Annotated in this window: 23 protein-coding genes; 1 reads left to right on the plus strand and 22 read right to left on the minus strand. The window is 42.1% G+C overall.

Going from position 1 to position 20,967, the window contains the following annotated elements:
- Position 1 precedes the first annotated feature (1 nt).
- From ACYP5M_RS14780 to rpiB, 18 genes are all read right to left on the minus strand, one after another.
- A complete protein-coding gene (locus tag ACYP5M_RS14780) occupies positions 2–1,258 on the minus strand; it encodes an NADH-quinone oxidoreductase subunit C (RefSeq protein WP_452444703.1) in 1,257 nt (418 codons plus the stop codon).
- Entirely contained in the window at positions 1,259–1,735 is a 477-nt protein-coding gene (locus ACYP5M_RS14785; RefSeq protein WP_170946902.1) for a NuoB/complex I 20 kDa subunit family protein, read from the minus strand.
- A gap of 26 nt (positions 1,736–1,761) precedes the next feature.
- Positions 1,762–2,136 carry an NADH-quinone oxidoreductase subunit A gene (locus tag ACYP5M_RS14790; protein ID WP_076368347.1) on the minus strand — a complete coding sequence of 125 codons (375 nt, stop codon included), beginning with the start codon at positions 2,134–2,136 and terminating at the stop codon, positions 1,762–1,764.
- 345 nt (positions 2,137–2,481) lie between these two features.
- On the minus strand, positions 2,482–2,883 hold the full coding sequence (locus ACYP5M_RS14795; RefSeq protein ID WP_048685840.1) for a F0F1 ATP synthase subunit epsilon: 402 nt from the start codon (positions 2,881–2,883) through the stop codon (positions 2,482–2,484).
- 25 nt (positions 2,884–2,908) lie between these two features.
- A complete protein-coding gene (atpD, locus tag ACYP5M_RS14800; protein ID WP_101223832.1) occupies positions 2,909–4,306 on the minus strand; it encodes a F0F1 ATP synthase subunit beta in 1,398 nt (465 codons plus the stop codon).
- A gap of 87 nt (positions 4,307–4,393) precedes the next feature.
- Complete coding sequence (locus ACYP5M_RS14805; RefSeq protein WP_101223833.1) at positions 4,394–5,254, minus strand: F0F1 ATP synthase subunit gamma; 861 nt, start codon at positions 5,252–5,254, stop codon at positions 4,394–4,396.
- 37 nt (positions 5,255–5,291) lie between these two features.
- Positions 5,292–6,800: a F0F1 ATP synthase subunit alpha gene (gene atpA, locus ACYP5M_RS14810; protein WP_048685849.1), complete on the minus strand. Its 1,509-nt coding sequence runs from the start codon at positions 6,798–6,800 to the stop codon at positions 5,292–5,294.
- 24 nt (positions 6,801–6,824) lie between these two features.
- The gene (locus ACYP5M_RS14815) at positions 6,825–7,361 is read right to left on the minus strand and encodes a F0F1 ATP synthase subunit delta (protein WP_434168145.1); all 537 of its coding nucleotides are present in this window, start codon (positions 7,359–7,361) and stop codon (positions 6,825–6,827) included.
- Positions 7,358–7,879 carry a F0F1 ATP synthase subunit B gene (atpF, locus tag ACYP5M_RS14820; protein ID WP_048685855.1) on the minus strand — a complete coding sequence of 174 codons (522 nt, stop codon included), beginning with the start codon at positions 7,877–7,879 and terminating at the stop codon, positions 7,358–7,360. Before atpF ends, ACYP5M_RS14815 begins: the two co-directional genes overlap by 4 nt.
- A gap of 167 nt (positions 7,880–8,046) precedes the next feature.
- The gene (atpE, locus tag ACYP5M_RS14825; protein ID WP_048685857.1) at positions 8,047–8,271 is read right to left on the minus strand and encodes a F0F1 ATP synthase subunit C; all 225 of its coding nucleotides are present in this window, start codon (positions 8,269–8,271) and stop codon (positions 8,047–8,049) included.
- Between the two features lie 64 nt (positions 8,272–8,335).
- A complete protein-coding gene (gene atpB, locus ACYP5M_RS14830) occupies positions 8,336–9,031 on the minus strand; it encodes a F0F1 ATP synthase subunit A (protein WP_137017338.1) in 696 nt (231 codons plus the stop codon).
- Positions 9,032–9,053: 22 nt separating this feature from the next.
- Positions 9,054–9,422, minus strand: a complete 369-nt coding sequence (locus ACYP5M_RS14835) for an ATP synthase subunit I (protein WP_101223836.1) — start codon at positions 9,420–9,422, stop codon at positions 9,054–9,056.
- A 459-nt stretch (positions 9,423–9,881) separates the two neighbouring features.
- Positions 9,882–12,110 carry a S8 family serine peptidase gene (locus ACYP5M_RS14840; protein ID WP_434168146.1) on the minus strand — a complete coding sequence of 743 codons (2,229 nt, stop codon included), beginning with the start codon at positions 12,108–12,110 and terminating at the stop codon, positions 9,882–9,884.
- Positions 12,111–12,193: 83 nt separating this feature from the next.
- A complete protein-coding gene (wecB, locus tag ACYP5M_RS14845; RefSeq protein ID WP_434168147.1) occupies positions 12,194–13,336 on the minus strand; it encodes a non-hydrolyzing UDP-N-acetylglucosamine 2-epimerase in 1,143 nt (380 codons plus the stop codon).
- 23 nt (positions 13,337–13,359) lie between these two features.
- Positions 13,360–13,989, minus strand: coding sequence for a uracil phosphoribosyltransferase (gene upp / locus ACYP5M_RS14850; protein WP_101223839.1), 630 nt, complete (start codon positions 13,987–13,989; stop codon positions 13,360–13,362).
- 237 nt (positions 13,990–14,226) lie between these two features.
- Complete coding sequence (locus ACYP5M_RS14855) at positions 14,227–15,468, minus strand: serine hydroxymethyltransferase (RefSeq protein ID WP_434168148.1); 1,242 nt, start codon at positions 15,466–15,468, stop codon at positions 14,227–14,229.
- Between the two features lie 370 nt (positions 15,469–15,838).
- The gene (locus tag ACYP5M_RS14860) at positions 15,839–16,432 is read right to left on the minus strand and encodes a TIGR01440 family protein (protein WP_101223841.1); all 594 of its coding nucleotides are present in this window, start codon (positions 16,430–16,432) and stop codon (positions 15,839–15,841) included.
- Positions 16,433–16,501: 69 nt separating this feature from the next.
- On the minus strand, positions 16,502–16,948 hold the full coding sequence (rpiB, locus tag ACYP5M_RS14865; RefSeq protein ID WP_101223842.1) for a ribose 5-phosphate isomerase B: 447 nt from the start codon (positions 16,946–16,948) through the stop codon (positions 16,502–16,504).
- Positions 16,949–17,093: 145 nt separating this feature from the next.
- Between rpiB and ACYP5M_RS14870 the strand changes: the two genes are divergently transcribed.
- Positions 17,094–17,282: a hypothetical protein gene (locus tag ACYP5M_RS14870; RefSeq protein ID WP_459735196.1), complete on the plus strand. Its 189-nt coding sequence runs from the start codon at positions 17,094–17,096 to the stop codon at positions 17,280–17,282.
- 39 nt (positions 17,283–17,321) lie between these two features.
- Here ACYP5M_RS14870 and ACYP5M_RS14875 read toward each other — a convergent pair whose 3' ends face one another.
- The 4 genes from ACYP5M_RS14875 to spoIIR all read right to left on the minus strand — a co-directional run bounded on the left by ACYP5M_RS14875 (position 17,322) and on the right by spoIIR (position 20,823).
- Complete coding sequence (locus ACYP5M_RS14875) at positions 17,322–17,765, minus strand: low molecular weight protein arginine phosphatase (RefSeq protein ID WP_260358793.1); 444 nt, start codon at positions 17,763–17,765, stop codon at positions 17,322–17,324.
- Positions 17,766–17,909: 144 nt separating this feature from the next.
- A complete protein-coding gene (locus tag ACYP5M_RS14880; RefSeq protein WP_434168149.1) occupies positions 17,910–18,476 on the minus strand; it encodes a manganese efflux pump MntP in 567 nt (188 codons plus the stop codon).
- 75 nt (positions 18,477–18,551) lie between these two features.
- Positions 18,552–19,601 (minus strand): L-threonylcarbamoyladenylate synthase, encoded by a 1,050-nt coding sequence (locus ACYP5M_RS14885; protein ID WP_459735197.1) that lies wholly within the window; start codon positions 19,599–19,601, stop codon positions 18,552–18,554.
- Between the two features lie 289 nt (positions 19,602–19,890).
- Positions 19,891–20,823, minus strand: a complete 933-nt coding sequence (spoIIR, locus tag ACYP5M_RS14890) for a stage II sporulation protein R (protein WP_434168151.1) — start codon at positions 20,821–20,823, stop codon at positions 19,891–19,893.
- Positions 20,824–20,967 lie beyond the last annotated feature (144 nt).

The following is a 20,967-nucleotide window of genomic DNA, read 5'->3' on the forward strand; positions in this document are numbered from 1 at the left end:
CTTACACCTCCACATCATAAGGCTGATAATCTTTTCTAAGGGGATACCCTTTCCAATCATCACCAAGTAAAATCCGTTTTAGATCAGGGTGTTCATAAAAGTTAATCCCTAATAAATCATATGCCTCACATTCTGGCCAATTTGCTCCTGACCATAATGAGACCAAAGATGGAATAACGGGAGATTCCCTATCAAGCTTCACTTTCAAGGCAACTGATTGGTTCATTTTAAATGAATGTAAATGTACATAAATTTCCATATGGGATTCAAAATCCGTACCATGAAGTTCCGATAAATACGAAAAGTCAAGCTGTTCATCGTATCGCATAAATTTTGCTATTGAGAAATATGTATCCGGATTAGCCACTAAAGTGGGTACATCTTTTGATAATCTATTAATATAGTGCTCTAATAATGCCCCTTGTCCTAAATGGCTTTCAATAGCAGAAACAATTTGATCGAGTTTTGACTGATTTGGGGAAAGCTCGTTAGGGATGATAACTTCTTCACTTTCCTTTACAGCAGTCCTGTTCTTTGCAGCAGCAGCAGCTTTCGCTTTGGCCGCCGCTTCTGCCTTCGCCTTGGCCGCTGCCGCTGCCTTTTGCTTCGCTACATCCATTTCGCCTTCCGGTTTTTCAGTCGCATCCTCTTTCGACCGTTTTCGGGCCAATGCTGCTGCTTTCGCCTTGGCCGCCGCTGCCGCCTTTTGCTTCGCTATATCCATTTCATCTTCCGGCTTCTCCGCACTTTCAGCTTTCGCCTGTTTTCGGGCCAATGCTGCCGCTTTCGCCTTGGCCGCTGCCGCCGCCTTTTGCTTCGCTACATCCATTTCGCCTTCCGGTTTTTCAGTCGCATCCTCTTTCGCCTGTTTTCGGGCCAATGCTGCTGCTTTCGCTTTGGCCGCCGCTGCCACCTTTTGCTTCGCTATATCCATTTCATCTTCCGGCTTCTCCGCAGCTTCTTCTTTCGCCCGCTTTCGGGCCAATGCTGCCGCTTTCGCCTTGGCCGCTGCCGCCGCCTTTTGCTTCGCTATATCCATTTCATCTTCCGGCTTCTCCGCAGCTTCATCTTTCGCCCGCTTTCGGGCCAAAGCTACAGCCTTCGCTTTGGCCGCTGCCGCTGCCTTTTGCTTCGCAATATCCGTTTCATCTTCTGCATCCGCACTTTCAGCTTTCGCCTGTTTTCGGGCCAAAGCTACAGCCTTCGCCTTGGCCGCTGCCGCTGCCTTCTGTTTCGCTAAGTCTTCCTTTTCACTCATCTATATCACCCGCTTTCCGGTTTTCGCCTCGTAACGGATTTTTTCTTTTAACTTATTGATTCCATAAATAAGTGCGGCTGGGTTTGGGGGACAACCCGGTATATATACATCGACAGGTACAATTTGATCTACCCCTTTGACCACTGAGTATGAGTGAACATAAGGCCCCCCAGCAGTTGCACAGGATCCCATTGCAATTACCCATTTAGGTTCTGGCATTTGTTCATATAATCTACTTATTATTGGAGCCATTTTTTTCGTTACAGTTCCTGAAACAATCATGACATCCGATTGCCTGGGTGATGTCCGAAAAAATGAACCGAATCGGTCCAAATCATAATGTGATGAGCCGACACCCATCATTTCAATTGCACAGCATGCCAAACCGAAAGTCATTGGCCAGAGTGAGTTACTTCTAGCCCAGCCTTTTATTTGTTCAAGTGTGGATAAAAAAATACTGTGTCGCATTTCTTCCATTTCTGCGGGGGTAAGTTCATCCAATTTCAATTCCACTTTAACACCTTCTTTTTCCAAGCGTAGATTAGCCCTAGCATAAGGATCAGGACGAAAAACAGCATTTCAATCAATGCAAACAGTCCGAGTTCATCATAAGCGACCGCCCATGGGTAAAGAAAAACCGTTTCCACATCAAATATGACGAACATCAATCCGAAAAGATAATACCTGACATTGAATTGAACCCTCGAATCCTGAAAAGGTTCGATTCCACTTTCATAAGTCGTATATTTCATATCTGTCGGTTTATAAGGCCTTAGCAGTCTACCAAGAAATAAAGCAATCACAGGCAATAAAATGCCGAGACAAAGGAAAACAAATACAATTAAATAATTATTTTGGTAAATATGCAGCTGTCCCATGTTCATCTCCCTTTATGGATAAATCATGTTAAATGGGTTCAATTTAGATTTGCTTGTCTTCTTTTTGGATACCTTTTAAATATTATGCAGGGTGACATTCTTTTAGAAGCAACGTGAAAGGAGGGGGTATGAAGCAATAATTGTAAGCGTATACATTATAACATTAGGCTAAAAGCATGTCGACGAGTTAAGGATTAAAATGGAAAATACTTTACTCTATAATTCGACTTTTTTTTCATCCTACAACCTTTTTTATTAAAATTACTATCCTCAAAAACCTTTTGGTAAAAAAAAACACCTAATCTTACCACGAATGGCTCGATCAGGTGTTTTCATCAATTAAAGTTATCGCATTTCTGCAATTTGGATTCGGTTGATGGCACGTTTAAGCGCTAAATTAGCTCTTTTGGCATCATTTGATCCATCATTGTTCTGCAATCTTTGTTCAGCACGGGCTTTTGCTGCTTGAGCACGTGCAAGATCGATAGTTTCAGCTCTTTCAGCAGATTGAGCCAAAATGGTTACCACATCAGGGCGAACTTCTAAGAAGCCACCATTTACAGCTACATAGTCTGTGTTGCTTCCATTTTTAAGACGGACAGCACCAATGGTAAGCGGGGCTACAGTTGGAACGTGTCCAGCCATGATTCCCAGCTCACCGCTTTTAGCTTTAGTGCTTACCATTTCAACTTCTGCATCATATACTGGGCCATCGGGAGTAACAACATTGACTTTAATGGTCTTCATTTCATTCCCTCCTAGGTCCCTTTAATTAAGCCATTTCTTTTGCTTTAGCAATAACTTCTTCGATGCGGCCAACTAGACGGAAAGCATCTTCAGGAAGTTCGTCATATTTTCCAGCTAGGATATCTTTGAATCCTTGGACTGTTTCTTTAACTGGTACATAAGATCCTTTTTGACCAGTGAATTGTTCAGCCACGTGGAAGTTTTGTGACAAGAAGTTTTGAATTCTACGAGCACGGGCAACGATTACTTTTTCGTCTTCGCTTAGTTCGTCCATACCCAAGATGGCAATAATATCTTGAAGTTCTTTATATTTCTGTAAAGTTGATTGCACTTGACGAGCAACTTTATAGTGCTCAGCGCCAACGACTTCTGGGCTAAGGGCACGAGAAGAAGACGCCAATGGATCAACTGCAGGGTAAATACCCATTTCAGAAAGCTTACGCTCAAGGTTAGTTGTAGCATCCAAGTGAGCGAAAGTTGTAGCTGGAGCCGGATCCGTATAGTCATCGGCAGGTACATAGATCGCTTGAATGGATGTAACAGAACCTTTATTTGTTGAAGTGATACGTTCTTGTAATTGACCCATTTCAGTAGCAAGCGTTGGTTGGTAACCAACCGCTGAAGGCATACGTCCTAGTAGGGCGGAAACCTCAGAACCTGCTTGTGTGAAACGGAAGATGTTATCGATGAAGAAAAGAACATCTTGTCCTTGTTCGTCACGGAAATATTCAGCCATTGTCAAACCGCTTAGGGCAACACGCATACGTGCACCTGGTGGCTCGTTCATTTGTCCGAATACCATCGCCGTTTTCTTAATAACACCAGAATCAGTCATCTCGTAGAAAAGGTCATTCCCTTCACGAGTACGCTCACCTACACCAGCGAATACCGAGATACCGCCGTGCTCTTGTGCGATGTTATTGATAAGTTCTTGAATAAGTACAGTTTTACCAACACCGGCTCCACCGAAGAGACCGATCTTACCACCTTTGATGTAAGGTGCAAGTAAATCTACTACTTTAATACCCGTTTCAAGAATTTCAACTGATGTTGATAATTCCTCGAAAGTTGGTGCTTGTCTGTGAATTGGATCACGACGCACCTCTGCTGTAAGTGGTTCAAATAGGTCAATGTTTTCCCCTAATACGTTGAAAACACGACCTAGAGTAACTTCACCTACAGGTACTGAAATTGGAGCTCCTGTATCAACAGTCTCTGCACCACGAGTTAAACCATCAGTGGAAGACATTGCTACAGTACGAACTGTATTATCACCTAGTTGAAGGGCCACTTCAAGAGTTAGTCCTGTACCAGACGCTGTATTTTCGATTCTTAACGCGTTATAGATCTTAGGAAGTTGTCCGTCTTCGAATTTCACGTCAACAACCGGACCCATAACTTGAGTAACGCGTCCTATATTCATCGTTTTCCCTCCTAACGTTGCTTATAACGACTATCGAGTTTATGGAACGGCCAAGCTTCGTCCGGGCCGACCGCCCCTTTAATGATTTTATTCTAAAGCTGCTGCACCGCCGACAATCTCTGTAATTTCTTGAGTGATCGCTGCCTGACGTGCACGGTTATATTGTAATGAAAGTGAGTCAATCAACTCTTTTGCATTATCGGTCGCATTTTTCATTGCAGTCATACGTGCAGAGTGCTCACTTGCTTTACCATCTAATAAAGCACCATAAATCAAACTTTCTGCGTATTGAGGCAGTAATACCTCAAGAATTTCTTCTGCATTCGGTTCAAATTCATAAGAAGTCAATGTTGCATTGGAAGTATTGAAGTCAGCTAACGGAAGGACTTGCTTTTCCGTTACATCCTGCTGGATTGGGCTGACATAATGGTTATAGTACATATAAAGCTCATCACACAGCTCATTCAGATATAAATTCACTGTCGATTTTGCAAGGGAGCTAATGTCAGCGAAAGACGGCTGATCAGGAACCCCAATTACTTCAAGCTCTACGTGCATGTTACGGCTGACAAAGAAATCACGGCCAACCCTTCCGATTGCGATAATGACGAACTCATCATTGGATTTATGGCGTTCAAGAATAGTTTTATGAACGTGGCGAAGGATGCTACTATTGTAAGCCCCAGCCAATCCACGGTCCGATGTGATTACCAAGTAACCGGTTTTCTTAACTGGACGTGAAGTAAGCATTGGATGAGATGCATCCGTGCTTCCGTTCGCAATACTAGATACCACTTCTTGAATTTTTTCCATATATGGAACATATGCTTTAGCATTAGCTTCTGCACGGTTCATTTTAGAAGCAGATACCATCTGCATCGCTTTTGTAATTTGACTCGTCTTTTTCGTTGAAGTAATCCGAGACTTAATATCGCGTAAAGAGGCCATTCATTCTCACCACCCTTTATAAATTAGTTAGACCTTATTATTCAGAAATAACGAAGTTCTTTTTGAATTCGTTAATTGCAGCAACGATAGCAGCGTCTTCAGGAAGACCTTTTGTTGTGCGAATGTGATCTAATAATTCCGGATGAGAACGATCTAGGAACACATAGTACTCTTCTTCAAAACGAAGGATATCCGATACTGGAATATCATCTAAATGACCTTTAGTCAATGCATAGAAAATCATGACTTGTTTTTCTACTTTGATCGGTTTGTTTAGATCTTGCTTAAGGACTTCAACTGTACGGGCACCACGGTTAAGTTTTGCTTGTGTAGCAGCATCCAAATCAGAACCGAATTGAGAGAATGCCTCCAATTCACGGTATGAAGCCAAGTCAAGACGTAATGTACCGGCAACTTTTTTCATCGCTTTAATTTGTGCAGATCCACCAACACGGGATACGGATAGACCAGCGTTAATCGCAGGACGTACACCTGAGAAGAACAAATCGGATTGCAAGAAGATTTGTCCATCAGTGATGGAAATTACGTTTGTTGGAATGTAAGCAGAGATGTCGCCTGCTTGTGTTTCAACAAACGGAAGCGCAGTGATCGAACCGGCACCTAAAGTGTCATTCAATTTTGCTGCACGCTCAAGTAAACGGGAGTGCAAGTAGAATACATCCCCTGGGAATGCTTCACGACCTGGAGGACGGCGAAGTAGCAAGGAAAGTTCACGGTATGCAGATGCTTGCTTAGAAAGATCATCGTAAACCACAAGAACGTGCTTGCCAGCGAACATGAACTCTTCACCCATAGTCACACCAGCATATGGAGCTAGGTATAAAAGTGGTGCTGGTTGAGAAGCTGATGCAGATACAACGATTGTGTAATCCAAAGCACCATTTTTACGTAGCGTTTCAACAGTTCCACGAACCGTAGATTCTTTTTGACCGATAGCCACATAGATACAGATCATATCTTGGTCAGCTTGGTTAAGAATTGTATCGATCGCAACTGATGTTTTACCAGTTTGACGGTCACCAATGATCAACTCACGTTGTCCACGACCGATTGGAACTAATGCATCGATTGCTTTAATACCTGTTTGTAAAGGTTCATGTACCGATTTACGGTCCATTACACCTGTTGCAGGGCTTTCGATTGGACGAGTTTTTGTCGTAGCGATCGGGCCTAGGCCATCTAAAGGCTGTCCAAGCGGATTCACGACACGTCCGATTAATTCTTCTCCAACTGGCACTTCCATGATGCGGCCAGTACGGCGTACTTCACTGCCTTCTTTAATGTCTCTGAATGGTCCAAGAATAACAACACCCACGTTATTTTGCTCAAGGTTTTGTGCTAATCCCATTGAACCATTGGAAAATTCTAGGAGCTCCCCAGACATTGCATTATCTAAACCATGAACGCGTGCGATACCATCACCAACAGTGATAACCGTACCAACATCGCTTACTTTAATTTCCGACTGATAGTTTTCAATCTGCTTTTTAATCAGCGCACTGATTTCTTCAGCTTTGATGCTCATGAATTTCACCCCTATCTGTGAATATTAACCTAATAGTTGTTTGCTAAGGCGATCTAACTTACCGCTAATCGTCCCGTCATAAATGCGGTTACCGATTTGTAATTTGATGCCGCCAAGGATATTGCTATCCGTAATATTAGTAATGCGTAAATTTCTTTTGCCTATTTTCGCTGCAAAAGATGAAGACACAGCTTCCACTTCCGTTTCAGTCAATGGACGTACTGTATAGACCGTTGCATCAGCTACTGAGTTTTCTTCATTCGCAAGTTCAATGAACTCTTGTGCCATTGCTGTCACTTCATCTGTACGATGACGCTCCACCATTAACATCACAGTGTTTTGAACGGAAGAAGAAAGGCTTGCAAATGCATTTGCAATCAAAGCGGCTTTTGCATCTTTAGTCATTTTAGGATGAGCCAGAAAGCTTAATAGCTCATTATCTTTTGTAAAAACTTCATTCACTATGCGAAGCTCTTCTTCAAGTTGGTTAATGAGATTTTGCTCTTTCGCAATTTGGAAAAGGGCAACGGCATAACGCTTTGCTACTGTTATATCGCTCATTTCCCTTCTCCTGCCTCTTGAATGTAGTCATTAATCAATTGCTCTTGATCTGCTTCGGATAATTCTTTTTCTATTACTTTAGAAGCAATAAGTACGGATAAAGATGCCACTTGCTCGCGTAATGCCGTAATGGCTTTTTCTTTTTCCTGTACGATTTCGCGCTTAGCTGTTTCTTTGACGCGTTCTGCTTCAAGACGTGCTTGATTCACGATTTCTTCACGCTGTGCTTCACCTTGAAGTTTCGCGTTTTCTATAAGTTGTCCCGCTTCAGTGCGAGATTGTTTTACGATTTCACGTTGTTCTTCTAAATATTTAAGTGCTTCTTGTCTGCTAGCTTCAGCTGCTTGAATTTCATTTGCAACATGTTCTTCACGTTGAGTCATGATGCCCATTAGAGGACCCCATGCAAATTTCTTCAGCAACGCTAACAAAATGATAAACATTACTAATTGGTATAACATGTCTCCGCCATTAAAGCCATGAGACGTTGACCCAAGTACAAAGCTGCTTGTTAACACGCTTGGTTCACTCCCTTCACGAGTTTCACTTCTTAAAGCGTTCATTATATATGAACTTTAGAAAACTATGCTCTTAAACTGTATAAAAACAGGATTGTGGACATAAAGGAAAGGCGAAGGTTCACATGGAACGAACTTCGCCATTTTTGAACTTTTTGAAGGTTCTATTAACCACCATATACCATAAACGCAATTACTACCGCGATGATAGGCATCGCCTCAACTAAACCTACCCCGATGAACATTGTTGTTTGAAGCATACCGCGAGCTTCTGGTTGACGAGCGATACCTTCTACTGTTCTTGAAACGATAAGACCATTACCAATACCTGCACCTAGTGCTGCTAAACCAATTGCAATTGCTGCTGCAAGAAGACCTACTGAACCTGTCATTATAAATATCCTCCTTAGATTGTATCAAAATTTATTATTTTTTTAGTTCTAAATGAACTTATAATTAATGGTCGTCACTGACTTTATGAGACAGATAAACCATTGTTAACGTGACAAAGATAAACGCTTGGATACTACCGACGAAAATACTATAGCCTTGCCATACTAATGTAGGCACAATTGCACCAATAAATCCGGCAGCTCCACTAAATGCTAGAGATCCCGCTAATAGACTAAGCAAAACTTCACCAGCATAAATGTTACCATATAGACGCAGACCAAGTGTCAAGGAGTTTGTAAATTCCTCTACAAGTGTCATTGGGTTTTTATAAGCTTTAAAGTAACCCTTGGCGCCTTTCATTTTTATAGCATAATAATGCGTTAAACCTAAAACCATGACTGCAAGAGTCAATGTGATAACTGGGTCGGCTGTTGGTGATTTCCACCAAAGCACACCATCGTAACTAATTGCAAACGGAAGACCTAGCATATTGGACACAAAAATGTACATCAGCAAAGTCATACCAAGCAGTTGAAACTGACCACCTGTTCTCCAGTCCATGTTACTATTAATAATACCCTTAACGAAATCCATAATCCATTCCATGAAATTCTGCATGCCAGTTGGCTTCATTGCAAGCTTACGTGTACCAAGCACAGCAAGTATGAACACAACTAGGCTGGCAACTGTAATCATTAGGACGTTACTCAAGTTAAAGGTAAGACCCATAAATTCTTGTAAGGGTGCTTCATGATTCAACTATATTCACCTCTCTTCCCCGCTATCGACGTATTAATTGGATGAAAAAATCTATAAAAATGACAATATAAGCTGTCATTAATCCCCATACAACACTTATCAGATGAAAATGCTCCGGAAATTCCAATGCAATGAGTACCGCTAGACCTGCGGATGCCATTCGAGTCATCGTCCCAAGAGATTTAGTTTTCTTTCCTTCATCGAGCGCCTGACTGAACTTTTTCATTTTCTGATTGATCAGCCATAAATTGTATAAACTCAAACCCGTACCCAGTATAAGCCCAGCAAAAACGGCTTGATAACTCGTAAGTCCCCATCCAACAACATAAACCGCCAGAAGAAAAATTATATATTTACTCTGCCTGTTGAACATGATTTTCATTTCTGGCATTTTTCATTTAATCTCCTGAGAAATATTTTCGTACTGAATGAAGCATTGCTTGTAAACATAGCAAGTCCACAAAGAAGGCCAATTACTAATAGCAGCGGTTCGAATCTTAGGTTCTGACAAGTAAATGAAGATACCGAACAAAACTGATCCGACTATTTGAGAAAGAATCGCTGACATCAAAGTCATAGCCATTTTAGCCGGCAAATCATTTGACGCAAGTTGCATCCTCGCGGTTGAATTTGGTGGAGGATAGAAAACATTTCATGCTGTAAAAATCTGCATGCCGGGCTACTGAAAACCCTCTCATTTTACATCCTTTGTTAGCATACAATAGGCTAGAATCAATGTCAATGAGTGGTTAGTGAAATTTGTCACAGGTTTGTAATTATTAACGAATTGTTCACAAATTATCTTTTTTCTTCTATTGACATCCGTTTTATTTTACTTATTGTCCTCTGTTCACTCAATAAGTAACGTCTTTTCTATCCGATCTTCCCTTCCGCCCCTTCTCGCAAATATTATCGCTTTATACACTCCTTTAGGCGGCAAGTCCTTTTTCAATACATCTTTTTTGATCAAACCGGAAGGTGCCGATCTCGACCAATCCAAATATCCAGCGAATTTCAAGCTATCCTCCTCATATAGGGCAATACCGAATTCTTCAGCCCCCCGCGGAAGGTACATTTCGTATCGATATGTGCCAGCCTGGTCCCCTTGGCCAAAATCAAATCCCATTACCCTTGGATAATCAGGCTCTTCTTTTACATATAAATAAGGAAGTGATATTCTTTTGGTTCCTTCCATTATTATGAGGTATCCATCAAAGACTCCCTTTTTAAGCTCGGCTGGGTTGACCTGCAGTCCCACTTTAATCTGTTTCTTTTCCTTTGGATTTAATGTAAGGGATTTCGGCAATTCCCAAGTGAGCCCTGTCTCTTTTAATGGGACCATAAAAGAGTACTTCCTCATTTTCGTTCCGGTATTTTCTATGACTATCGTTTCATGATGCTCTTCAATTCCTTCTTTCTTTGTGTACATTCCAAAGGACAATGAGCTAGGATTCAAGAGCGTGTCCGCTTTTAATGCTTCGTCGACCTGAATGCGTCCAGCCCCCTGTTCATATGTGTGATAAAATTGATTTGCAGATTTCCTCAATGGCTTTGAAGTGCTCATCAATGCAGATTTCACTTGATCAGGAGTCCAATCCGGGTGTTTTTGCAGGATTAACGCGACTGCTCCTGCAACATGCGGTGCGGACATACTTGTTCCATCCAAGGACATATATCCTTTAGGAACGGTGCTTTCAATTTCCACTCCCGGTGCCAATACGTCAGGCTTTATTCCCCATGATACAGTTACCGGTCCCCTTGAGCTAAAATCAGCGAGCCTATCCTGCTCGTTCTTATAAACAAATTGAACGGTTTTGCTTTGCCCTTGCTCCATGATTTGCTTAAGCTGCATTCCATCTCTTCTATTAATAGAAGCAGCTGGGATGTTCATTTCCTTTTCCAAGCTTCCAGTAAAGGTACCGCTCGTATTATTATAAACAATTACCCCCTTTGCACCTGCCTTTTCTGCATTGGATACTTTCTGCTGGAAGGTAAGTGTGCCTCGTTCCATCAAAACAATCTTATCCCGAACATGTTTCAGGTCCTTTTCATTACCCAGTCCCCCATATATGACATCCTCGGAAAACGTCAGGTTCCATTTTTTAGAGCCTTGAAACAAGGTTAAATGCGATTGATGCTTTTTCGATCCAAGTCCGTAAATCATATACGGAACCCTTAAGGGAGGAGTCGATGCCCCAACGGAAATCGCTTTTTCCGCTGTTCCGGGTGAGCCGACGGTCCATACAGCCGGACCGGAATTCCCATTTGATGTCACGGCAACTATTCCGCTTTCCACAGCCTTATTCAATGCAAGGGAGATAGGCAAATCAGGGCCATTGACGTTATTGCCAAGAGAGAGGTTCAATACATCCACCTTATCCTTCATGGCTGACTCAATAGCCGTCAAGACTTGATCCGTATCTCCTGCTCCACCTGGTCCCAAAGCTCGATATGCATATATCTCCGCCTCTGGTGCGACACCTTTCATTTTTCCATTGGCTGCAATGATGCCTGCCACATGAGTACCGTGTAATGTATTCAGGTCGCCTTGATTTTTGGTTTCCATCGGGTCTTCATCACCATCAACCAGATCCTTGCCACCTTTATATGCTCGTTGCAAATCTGGATGTGTATAATCAATGCCAGTATCGATTATCCCTACTTTTACCCCTTTCCCGGTTATCCGGTGATTCTCCTTATCAAAGAAACCCCTGACCCTGCCTCCTCCTATGTACGGGACACTTTCATCCAACACGGCTTGATAAACGGATACTTCCGTTACAGCCTGGATTTCGTCCTCCTTTTTAAGTTGTTCTATCTCATTCATCTTCCCGTGAAGGGAAAATCCATTCAGGGCAACCGAATAAACATTCCGTAATTGAAGGGATGGGTATTTTTCAAGCAGTTTTTCGATCTTTTCCCGTTGAAACGCCTTATCCATCGTGACAACAACTGTTACTTCCTTAGATTCTGATAGTTTTGGTAAAGGCGGCAGAATGACGGATGCCAATCCCTTTTCATTTTGATAAATAAATACAAAAAGGAAAACAAACACTAGAAACGTTTTCTTTCCCAACATAATCATCCCCTTAGCAGTTATCTTTTCTCAACAACCTTGGAGTATGCAAATAAAAAAAGGAAAAGCGCATGGCTTTTCCTTTTTTATGAGTCAAATCTAGTTGGTGGCATATTTATTTGCTTAAAATAGTAACGGATGGCTTCAGCTATGCGGACCGAAGCGTTTCCGTCCCCATATGGATTTGAAGCTTTGGACATTTTTTCATGCACCTCTTGATCCGTGAGTAATTCATGTGCCAAATTATAAATGGTTTGTTCATCAGTACCCGCCAACCTTAAGGTTCCAGCCGCAATCCCCTCAGGACGTTCCGTCGTATCCCTTAAAACCAGGACAGGTACACCAAGTGACGGTGCCTCTTCCTGGATTCCTCCAGAATCAGTCAAAATCAGATAGGCTCTTGAAGCGAAGTTATGGAAATCCAGAACATCCAGCGGCTCGATCAAATGAACCCGCGGATCGTCGCCGAGAATTTCGTTCGCCAATTCCTGAACAAGAGGATTTAAATGGACCGGATATACCACTTGAACATCATCATGCTCAGCAATGATTTTCTTCACGGCCCTGAAGATATTCCTCATGGGTTCACCTAGATTTTCCCTGCGATGGGCGGTAAGCAAAATGAGCCTGTCTTCTCCAAGTCCATTTAAAACCGGATGTGAATAAGTGGACCGTACAGTCGTTTTCAAAGCATCGGTTGCCGTATTTCCCGTCACGAAAATATTATCCTTCTTGTTTTCATTAAGCAGATTCTCCTCCGCCTTCGAAGTCGGTGCAAAATGCAAATCCGCCAGCGTACCGGTAAGCTGTCGATTCATCTCTTCCGGATAAGGGGAATACTTATTCCAGGTGCGCAGCCCTGCTTCTACATGCCCAATGACAATCTGATTATAAAAGGCAGCCAGACTTGCGACGAACGTTGTGGTTGTATCTCCATGTACAAGAACAATATCAGGCTTAGCTTCCTTCATTACGGAATCAAGACCATTTAATGCCCTTGTTGTAATGTCAGCAAGCGTTTGCCTTTCCTTCATTATGTCCAAGTCATAATCCGGCTGAATGGAAAATAGTTCGAGAACTTGATCTAACATTTGACGATGCTGAGCCGTAACAGCAACGATCGGCTTGAAATGTTCTGGGTGTTTTTGAAATTCGAGTACTAAGGGAGCCATTTTGACAGCTTCTGGTCTCGTCCCGAAAATGGTCATGACTTTTATCGGTTTGTTCATTCGTGACACCTCAGCTTCTTTCCTTATTTTGTGCCGAATAAACGATCTCCTGCGTCTCCAAGACCTGGAACGATATAACCATGTTCATTCAGTTTTTCGTCAAGGCCAGCAATATAAATATCAACATCTGGATGGGCTTCTTTTAATGCGTCCACACCCTCTGGAGCTGCAATCAAACACATGAATTTAATATTCACTGCACCGCGCTTTTTAATGGAATGGATCGCTTCGATGGCTGATCCGCCAGTGGCTAACATCGGGTCAACGACAATGCATTCCCTTTCTGCCAAATCACTTGGCATTTTCGCATAATATTCAACAGGTTTCAAAGTTTCAGGATCACGGTAAAGGCCAACATGTCCGACCTTTGCAGCAGGAATCAGCTTAATGATTCCGTCCACCATCCCGATGCCTGCACGTAAAATCGGGACGATTCCCACTTTTTTACCAGAAAGCATTTTCACTTTCGCCGTGCTTACAGGCGTTTGGATTTCCACCTCTTCGAGCGGCATATCCCTCGTGATTTCAAATGCCATCAATGAAGCGACTTCATCCACTAGTTCACGGAATTCTTTTGTTCCTGTATTTATATCACGTATATAGGCTAATTTGTGTTGAATTAACGGGTGATCGAAAACATAAACTTTTCCCATTTAGCATCTCTCCAATTCCATTGCTTAGTTTTGCGCTTTTTTATGATTTCCCTAATCGAATAGAAAAATTTTCGTGTCTTTTTAAATTCACTTCAACCTATTTTACAGAAAAACGATTCAATCTTCAATAAAGGTTTAGATGTCAGACCTATTTTCACTATTCGGATTCTTCTCACATACTGACTCCCATAAAGTATAAAAAAACCGCTCCCTTTAGAAGGAAGCGGCTCAAGAATATTACAATGAAGGATATAATTCAAATTTGTTCGCTAATGTTTCAACACGCTGTTTTGCTTCTTCAAGTTTAGCTGCGTCCTCATTATTTTTCAAAACAAGTCCGATGATTGCAGCTATTTCATCCATGTCTTCCAATCCGAAGCCACGTGATGTCACTGCCGCAGTCCCAATACGAATACCACTTGTAACGAATGGTTTTTCCGGGTCATAAGGAATCGCATTTTTGTTAACGGTAATACCGATTTCATCCAAAACATGCTCTGCGATTTTTCCCGTTAACCCAGTAGAGCGAACATCAAGAAGAATCAAGTGATTGTCCGTTCCATCAGAAACAAGTGTGAACCCTTCTTTCTTCAAACCTTCGCCCAAACGTTTAGCATTGTCGATGATTTGTTGTGCATACACTTTAAAATCATCTTGAAGCGCTTCTCCGAATGCAACAGCCTTAGCTGATATAACATGCATCAATGGACCGCCTTGAATTCCAGGGAAGATGGATTTATCGATCTTCTTACCGAATTCTTCTTTACAGATGATCATTCCGCCGCGTGGTCCGCGAAGTGTTTTATGAGTAGTTGTCGTTACAAAGTCAGCATAAGGAATTGGGCTTTGGTGTAAACCAGCCGCAACCAAACCTGCGATATGTGCCATATCGACCATTAAATAAGCACCGACTTCATCTGCAATTTCGCGGAATCGCTTGAAATCAATTTCCCGTGGGTATGCACTTGCACCCGCTACGATCAATTTCGGTTTGTGCTGACGCGCTTTTTCCAAAACATCATTGTAATCGATACGGTGATCTTTTTCGTCTACACCATATTCAACGAAGTTGTAGTTAACACCACTGAAGTTAACTGGGCTTCCATGTGTTAAATGACCTCCATGCGAAAGGTTCATTCCAAGCACTGTGTCGCCGGTTTGAAGCACTGTAAAGTAAACGGCCATATTGGCTTGAGCTCCAGAGTGCGGCTGTACGTTCACATACTCCCCGCCGAAAATTTCTTTCGCACGCTCACGTGCTAGATCTTCAACGATGTCTACATACTCACATCCGCCATAGTAACGTTTTCCAGGGTATCCTTCTGCATACTTATTAGTTAAGACCGACCCTTGTGCTTCCATGACAGCTTCACTCACGAAGTTTTCAGAAGCAATAAGCTCAATTTTACTTCTTTGACGCCCTAATTCCAGTTGAATTGCGTTAAACACTTGCTCATCTTGCTTTGCTAAACGATTCATTCCGTAATTCCTCCTCAAATTGTGCGTGATTCGCTTTTTAGTATTTATGTGCAACATGCCTTCAAAAAAGCATGAAAAAGCCTTACCAATAATTATTAGAAAATTCTACTCCATTTTAACATGTCTAATTTAGAAGTGATAGTCTAATTTTATCGAACATTAAATGTTTTTTCATTTAAAAATGTTCGTATTTGACATCAAAATCATGGTAAATAGCCCTTTCACCCTATATTTAACGAGCGAAATCTCCATTCTATTAGCACTCCCAAATAGAGATTTTTCTTGTGAACCTTAGCTTTAGCTTTACGATTTTGAACAGATTCTATTAAAAAACAGCATTCCCCATCCGAGAAATGCTGTCTCACTTACCTTAAGTACAACTCTTGTTTTCAGAGATGTCCTGATAAACGGCCCGTTCCCCGCCAATCAGTTTCGGGCGGGTTTTGGCCATGGTCACATGTGCATGCCCTATTTCTTTAATGGCAGAGCGGATTGGAACCGCCACATGCTTCAGATGCATGCCAATGAAGGTGTCCCCAATGTCTATCCCCGCATCCGCTTTAATATGTTCAACGACGACAGCATCTTTCCATTGCTGATAGGCGTACGTCGCCATCGATCCCCCAGCTGTTCTTACAGGTACAACCGAAACTTCTTCATAATCATATCGAATCGCGGTTTCCCTTTGCAAAACCAACGCCCTGTTAAGATGCTCACAACATTGATATGCAACCTGAACACCCGTTTTCACTTGAAAATCCCTCACTACGGAAAAAATCATCCCTGCAACATCGAGCGTCCCTTCAGTACCGATCCTTTTCCCGATCACTTCACTTGTACTGCAGCCGATTACCAGTAGCTGTTTCTCTTTTAAAGCCGTCTGTTCTTGAAACTCATGTAAAAGCTCCCGAAACTGGTTTTCCCATATCTCTAGCTCATTTGAAAATGTAGCATCACTTATCATGAAAACGCATCCTTTCAAAAAGAAAACTTGCTATCAAAAGAAAAGGGGTCTCTCCAAAAACCATAAAAATTAGCTTTGTTTACCTTCATACTCCGCAATTTTACCGATCCTGTTTTGATGACGTCCGCCTTCAAATTCCGAAGTCAGCCATGTTTGTGCAATTTCCCTGGCCAGACCCGGGCCAATGACACGTTCCCCCATCGCTAACATATTGGTATCATTATGCTGGCGGGTCAACTTCGCACTATAGACATCATGAACCAACGCACATCTAATTCCTTTGACCTTATTAGCAGCGATGCTCATTCCAATTCCAGTTCCACAGATTAAAATGCCCCGATCGAACTCACCGCGTGCCACTTTTTCAGCAACCGGCAAGGCATAATCAGGATAATCCACCGAAGTAGTGCATTCACAGCCAAAGTCCTCAAATGGAATCTGTAACTCATTCATTAAATTCTTTATTTCTTCACGGATATGTATACCACCATGATCAGAAGCAATCGCAACTTTCATCATAATCCTCCTCTAGCTTTTTCAATTGATTTTATTGTGTCACAAAATTATGAAAAGATAAAGGATGTCCATCCTTTTTCCCCCTCAAAGAAGCAGGAAACCGCCTTGGGTTTCCTGCTGTAAAATGTCAAGAGTGAAGCGGGTAATGATCCTGTTTAACTTTTCCGCTTGCACTTTAATTCCATTGCCGATTTTTAACATTTCCCATGACTATGAGCTTGTTCGCTTGTCAGCTGTCACTTCTTCCGCTCCAGCAGATGTTTCTTCTGCAATATCATCAACTTCTTGTGCTGCCTCGATCGTACACTTTCCAATTGACGGTCAACAAGCTTAGTAATATCTTTTACTGCAGCGACCACATTATGTACTTTGTTTACTTTTTAAGCCTTAAGACTAATTCTTCAATTAATTCCTGCAGCTCCCTGAACGTTTCCCGATAAATGCCTTCAGAACCGCCAAACGGATCTATTATGTCCTTATCATAATTATCATCAATAATGAATTCTTTTAAAGTAAAAGTCTTATCGGCCATCTGGGGATATGCACGGGTAATGACCGATTTATGCCCTTCCGTCATGGTGAAAATATGAGTCGCCCATTCCATTTCCTTCTCGGATAAAGGCGTTGAATGATGATTATGCACTATATCATTTTCAACCAATACATTTTTTGCATGCGTTGAAGCATCCTGGCCTGATGAAGCATACACGCCAGCGGACTTCACTTCAACGCCCGCAATATTCTTATTTTTCAATATCGCTTCTGCCATCGGGCTTCTGCATGTGTTGCCTGTACATACAAATAATACACGGATCATTTATGATGCCTCCTTTTTTATTCATTATAAGCTATCGCCCGTTTATTATAGTCAAAAAAATCACTCTCAACATGTCTTAGGAAAAAATAAAACCGCCCCGGTAATCGGAACAGTTGAGGAAGGATAGATATGAAGTCAAGCGGCTCAAAAAGAGAACAATAATTTCAATCCAAACGCACATAGAATGCTTCCGCCAAGAATCTCACTATACACGCCTAGCAAACCCTGAATTTTTCTACCCAGCAAAAGCCCTGCCCACGTTAATAGGGTGGCAGCAAACCCAAAGCAGAGAATGGTTAAAATCGTTTTTGCACCGTAGATCCCCAGGGTCAATCCTACCGAGAAGCTGTCCAGGCTTACCCCTAAAGCAAAAATGAATAGACCTTTCCCGACAGGAGCCAGCATCTTATTTTCCCTGATACCAGCTCCATCCTTTTTACCAGGGATAAACATCTGTATACCAAGAATGACCAACAATAGACCGCCGGCGTATGTAGCGAAGGTCCCGAATTTTTCTGAAATGAAACGGCCTGCCCCCATTCCAAGCAAGGGCATCCAAATATGAAAAAAGCCAACTGTCAGCCCTATAAAAAGAATTTGCCTCAACCTTAGCTTAAACATTCCCATTCCAAGGCCGACTGAAAAGGCATCCATTCCCAACGCGAATGCCATTAGCAATAAGGTGATGATTTCTCCAGCAAATGTATTCATTCCAATCCTCCCTCGGACGTGCCTACTACATGTTATGCATGTCCGAAAAGAAATAGAAGAATAAATCAGTCCTTATTACACATGTTCCTTGATGATTTGATGACCTGCAGCCTTCTCAAGCCGGTTCATGACCGCTGCTCCTATTCCATGGTCAGGAAACATTTCACTAAAAATGACATCGACCTCCAGCTCATCAAACTGTCTTAAAGCATCATATAAGCCTGTCGCAACAGTATGTAAATCAGCTAATGAACCTGGGACGACCACATAATCGGCCTTATAATCCTGTTGATGTTCATAAGCAGTTATGATGCCCACCTTTAACCCGTCACTTCTTTTCTCATCCACAAGCTTCTGAAGGAAAGCTTGATTACCCTTGACTAAATATAGAGGGGCCTTCGGAGCATAGTGGGTATATTTCATGCCCGGGGCTTTTGGCGCCGTTTCCTGATTCTTCAAAGCGACATCTTGCCGGACTTCCCCTATCACAGCTTCCAGCTGTTCCAGGGTCACTCCGCCGGGCCTTAATATAACAGGAATTTCAACAGTGCAATCAAGTACTGTGGATTCTACGCCCACACCGGTAGTCCCGCCATCGACTATGCCTGCAATCCGGCCCATTAAGTCAGCTTCAACATGTTTAGCTGAAGTGGGACTCGGTTTCCCAGAAGTATTTGCACTTGGAGCCGCAATGGGCAAATCACTCGCACGAATAAGGCCGAGGGCAACCTGGTGATCCGGCATCCTGACAGCCACCGTTTCCAATCCAGCTGTCACAACATTTGATAGCTGGCCCGGTTTTCGTTTCATGATCAAAGTCAAAGGACCCGGCCAAAATTCTGCCATTAGCTTCCTGGCCTGTTCCGGAATCTCTTCTACAATACCTGACAGCTGCTCTTCAGAGGCTATATGAACGATTAAAGGATTATCACTCGGACGCCCTTTTGCTTCGAACACTTTTTTGACCGCCTCGTCATTTTTGGCATTCGCACCTAGTCCATAAACAGTCTCTGTAGGAAAAGCAACCACTTGGTTAGCCTTTAATAATTCAGCTGATTGTGTAATCTGGGGATAACTTTGTAAATTATCCACATTTTTATCCACTGACCAAATTTTCGTTTTCATTTTGAACATCATCGCCTTTTAACATTTCTTATTTTATATAATCGCTTTAATATGAAGGATATTTTCAATTTAACGTACTAATTTCACTTAAAAGATACTTTGAAAGTATAAAAGAAGTATACACATAATTCAAGTGTTATCCACAAATTGGGGATAACCATATCGAATCCGTGGATAAGTTTGTGGATATTAAAGATTAATGACAGATTTTTTTGATTTTTTGTTAATAACCCTGTGGATATGTTTTTATAATTATCTGAAAGTAAAAAAAAGGGCCGCTGCCCCCTTTTTAAAATAGATCATTGAAGATTTCTGCAAACAAGGACTTCACTTCCACCTCAGGCTCCTTTTCCCCTTCATATAATCGCTGACCTTGTTCATTGGATGCCGCAATTTCAACCTTGTTATCTTCAACACTCCCATCATTGACTTCCTCCGCCACTTGTTCCTTATCTTTTACTGCCATCACTTCTTCTTTTACCTCTTGCTCAGCAACCTCTTCTTTTACCGTTTCTTCCGTTACTTCCTCTTTTACACTCTCCTCCATTACCTCTTCTTCAACTTCTTCCTCGGGCCCTTTTTCTTTTTCAGCCAACACTACTTCAGTTTCTCCCTCTGCAACAGGTTCACTCTCTTCATTCGTTGCTGCATACGCTTTCCCATCCGAAGTCAGGGATCCTTCATCTTCTTCCTCGACAATCGGACTTTGACTTACAGCCGTCCCATTTGAAAAATCCAAGAAACATAATGGCGGAAATAGAACACACCACCAATTAGCGCCTTCCCCTTCACCAAGTGTGATAATCACCGCTTCATAATCCCCTGCCGGATATAAATACTGCCCGTAGAGTTTTGTCGGAAATTCCGCTTGTCCAAAATCGACTTTTACTGACTGCTCCAAACCCTGTTCCTTTATAACTGCCTCAGCTGTCGCCTGGATATCCGGTAGATGCGAGGTGATCACATCCCTCGCTTCATCCAAAGAAGTAAGCTCCTCGACCCACTTTGTGATATCTTCATTTACCTCATCCCTAATAAGACGTTTAACCGCTTGATCCTTTTCTGCATCACTATTAGCAAGTATCCGCAGACGAATCGCCTCATCCGGGATCACCTTCGTATCTTCTGCACCGACCATCTCCGCTTTAGGCATATATATACTTACGATCGTTCCTATAGTTAAGATTAATAGATAGATAATGGCTAAATGTTTTGTTTTCATCGCCTTCGCCCCCTCACATGAATTAGTCTCACCATTTTCAAGCTATCTTAAACTAGTAAAAATAAAAAAAGTTGATAGCTGGAAATATAGATTCCAAAGGATAATGAGGGTGGTGCCCATAAAAAAATCCGCCTCACGGAAGGA

It is taken from the genome of Peribacillus sp. N1, from assembly GCF_054600815.1.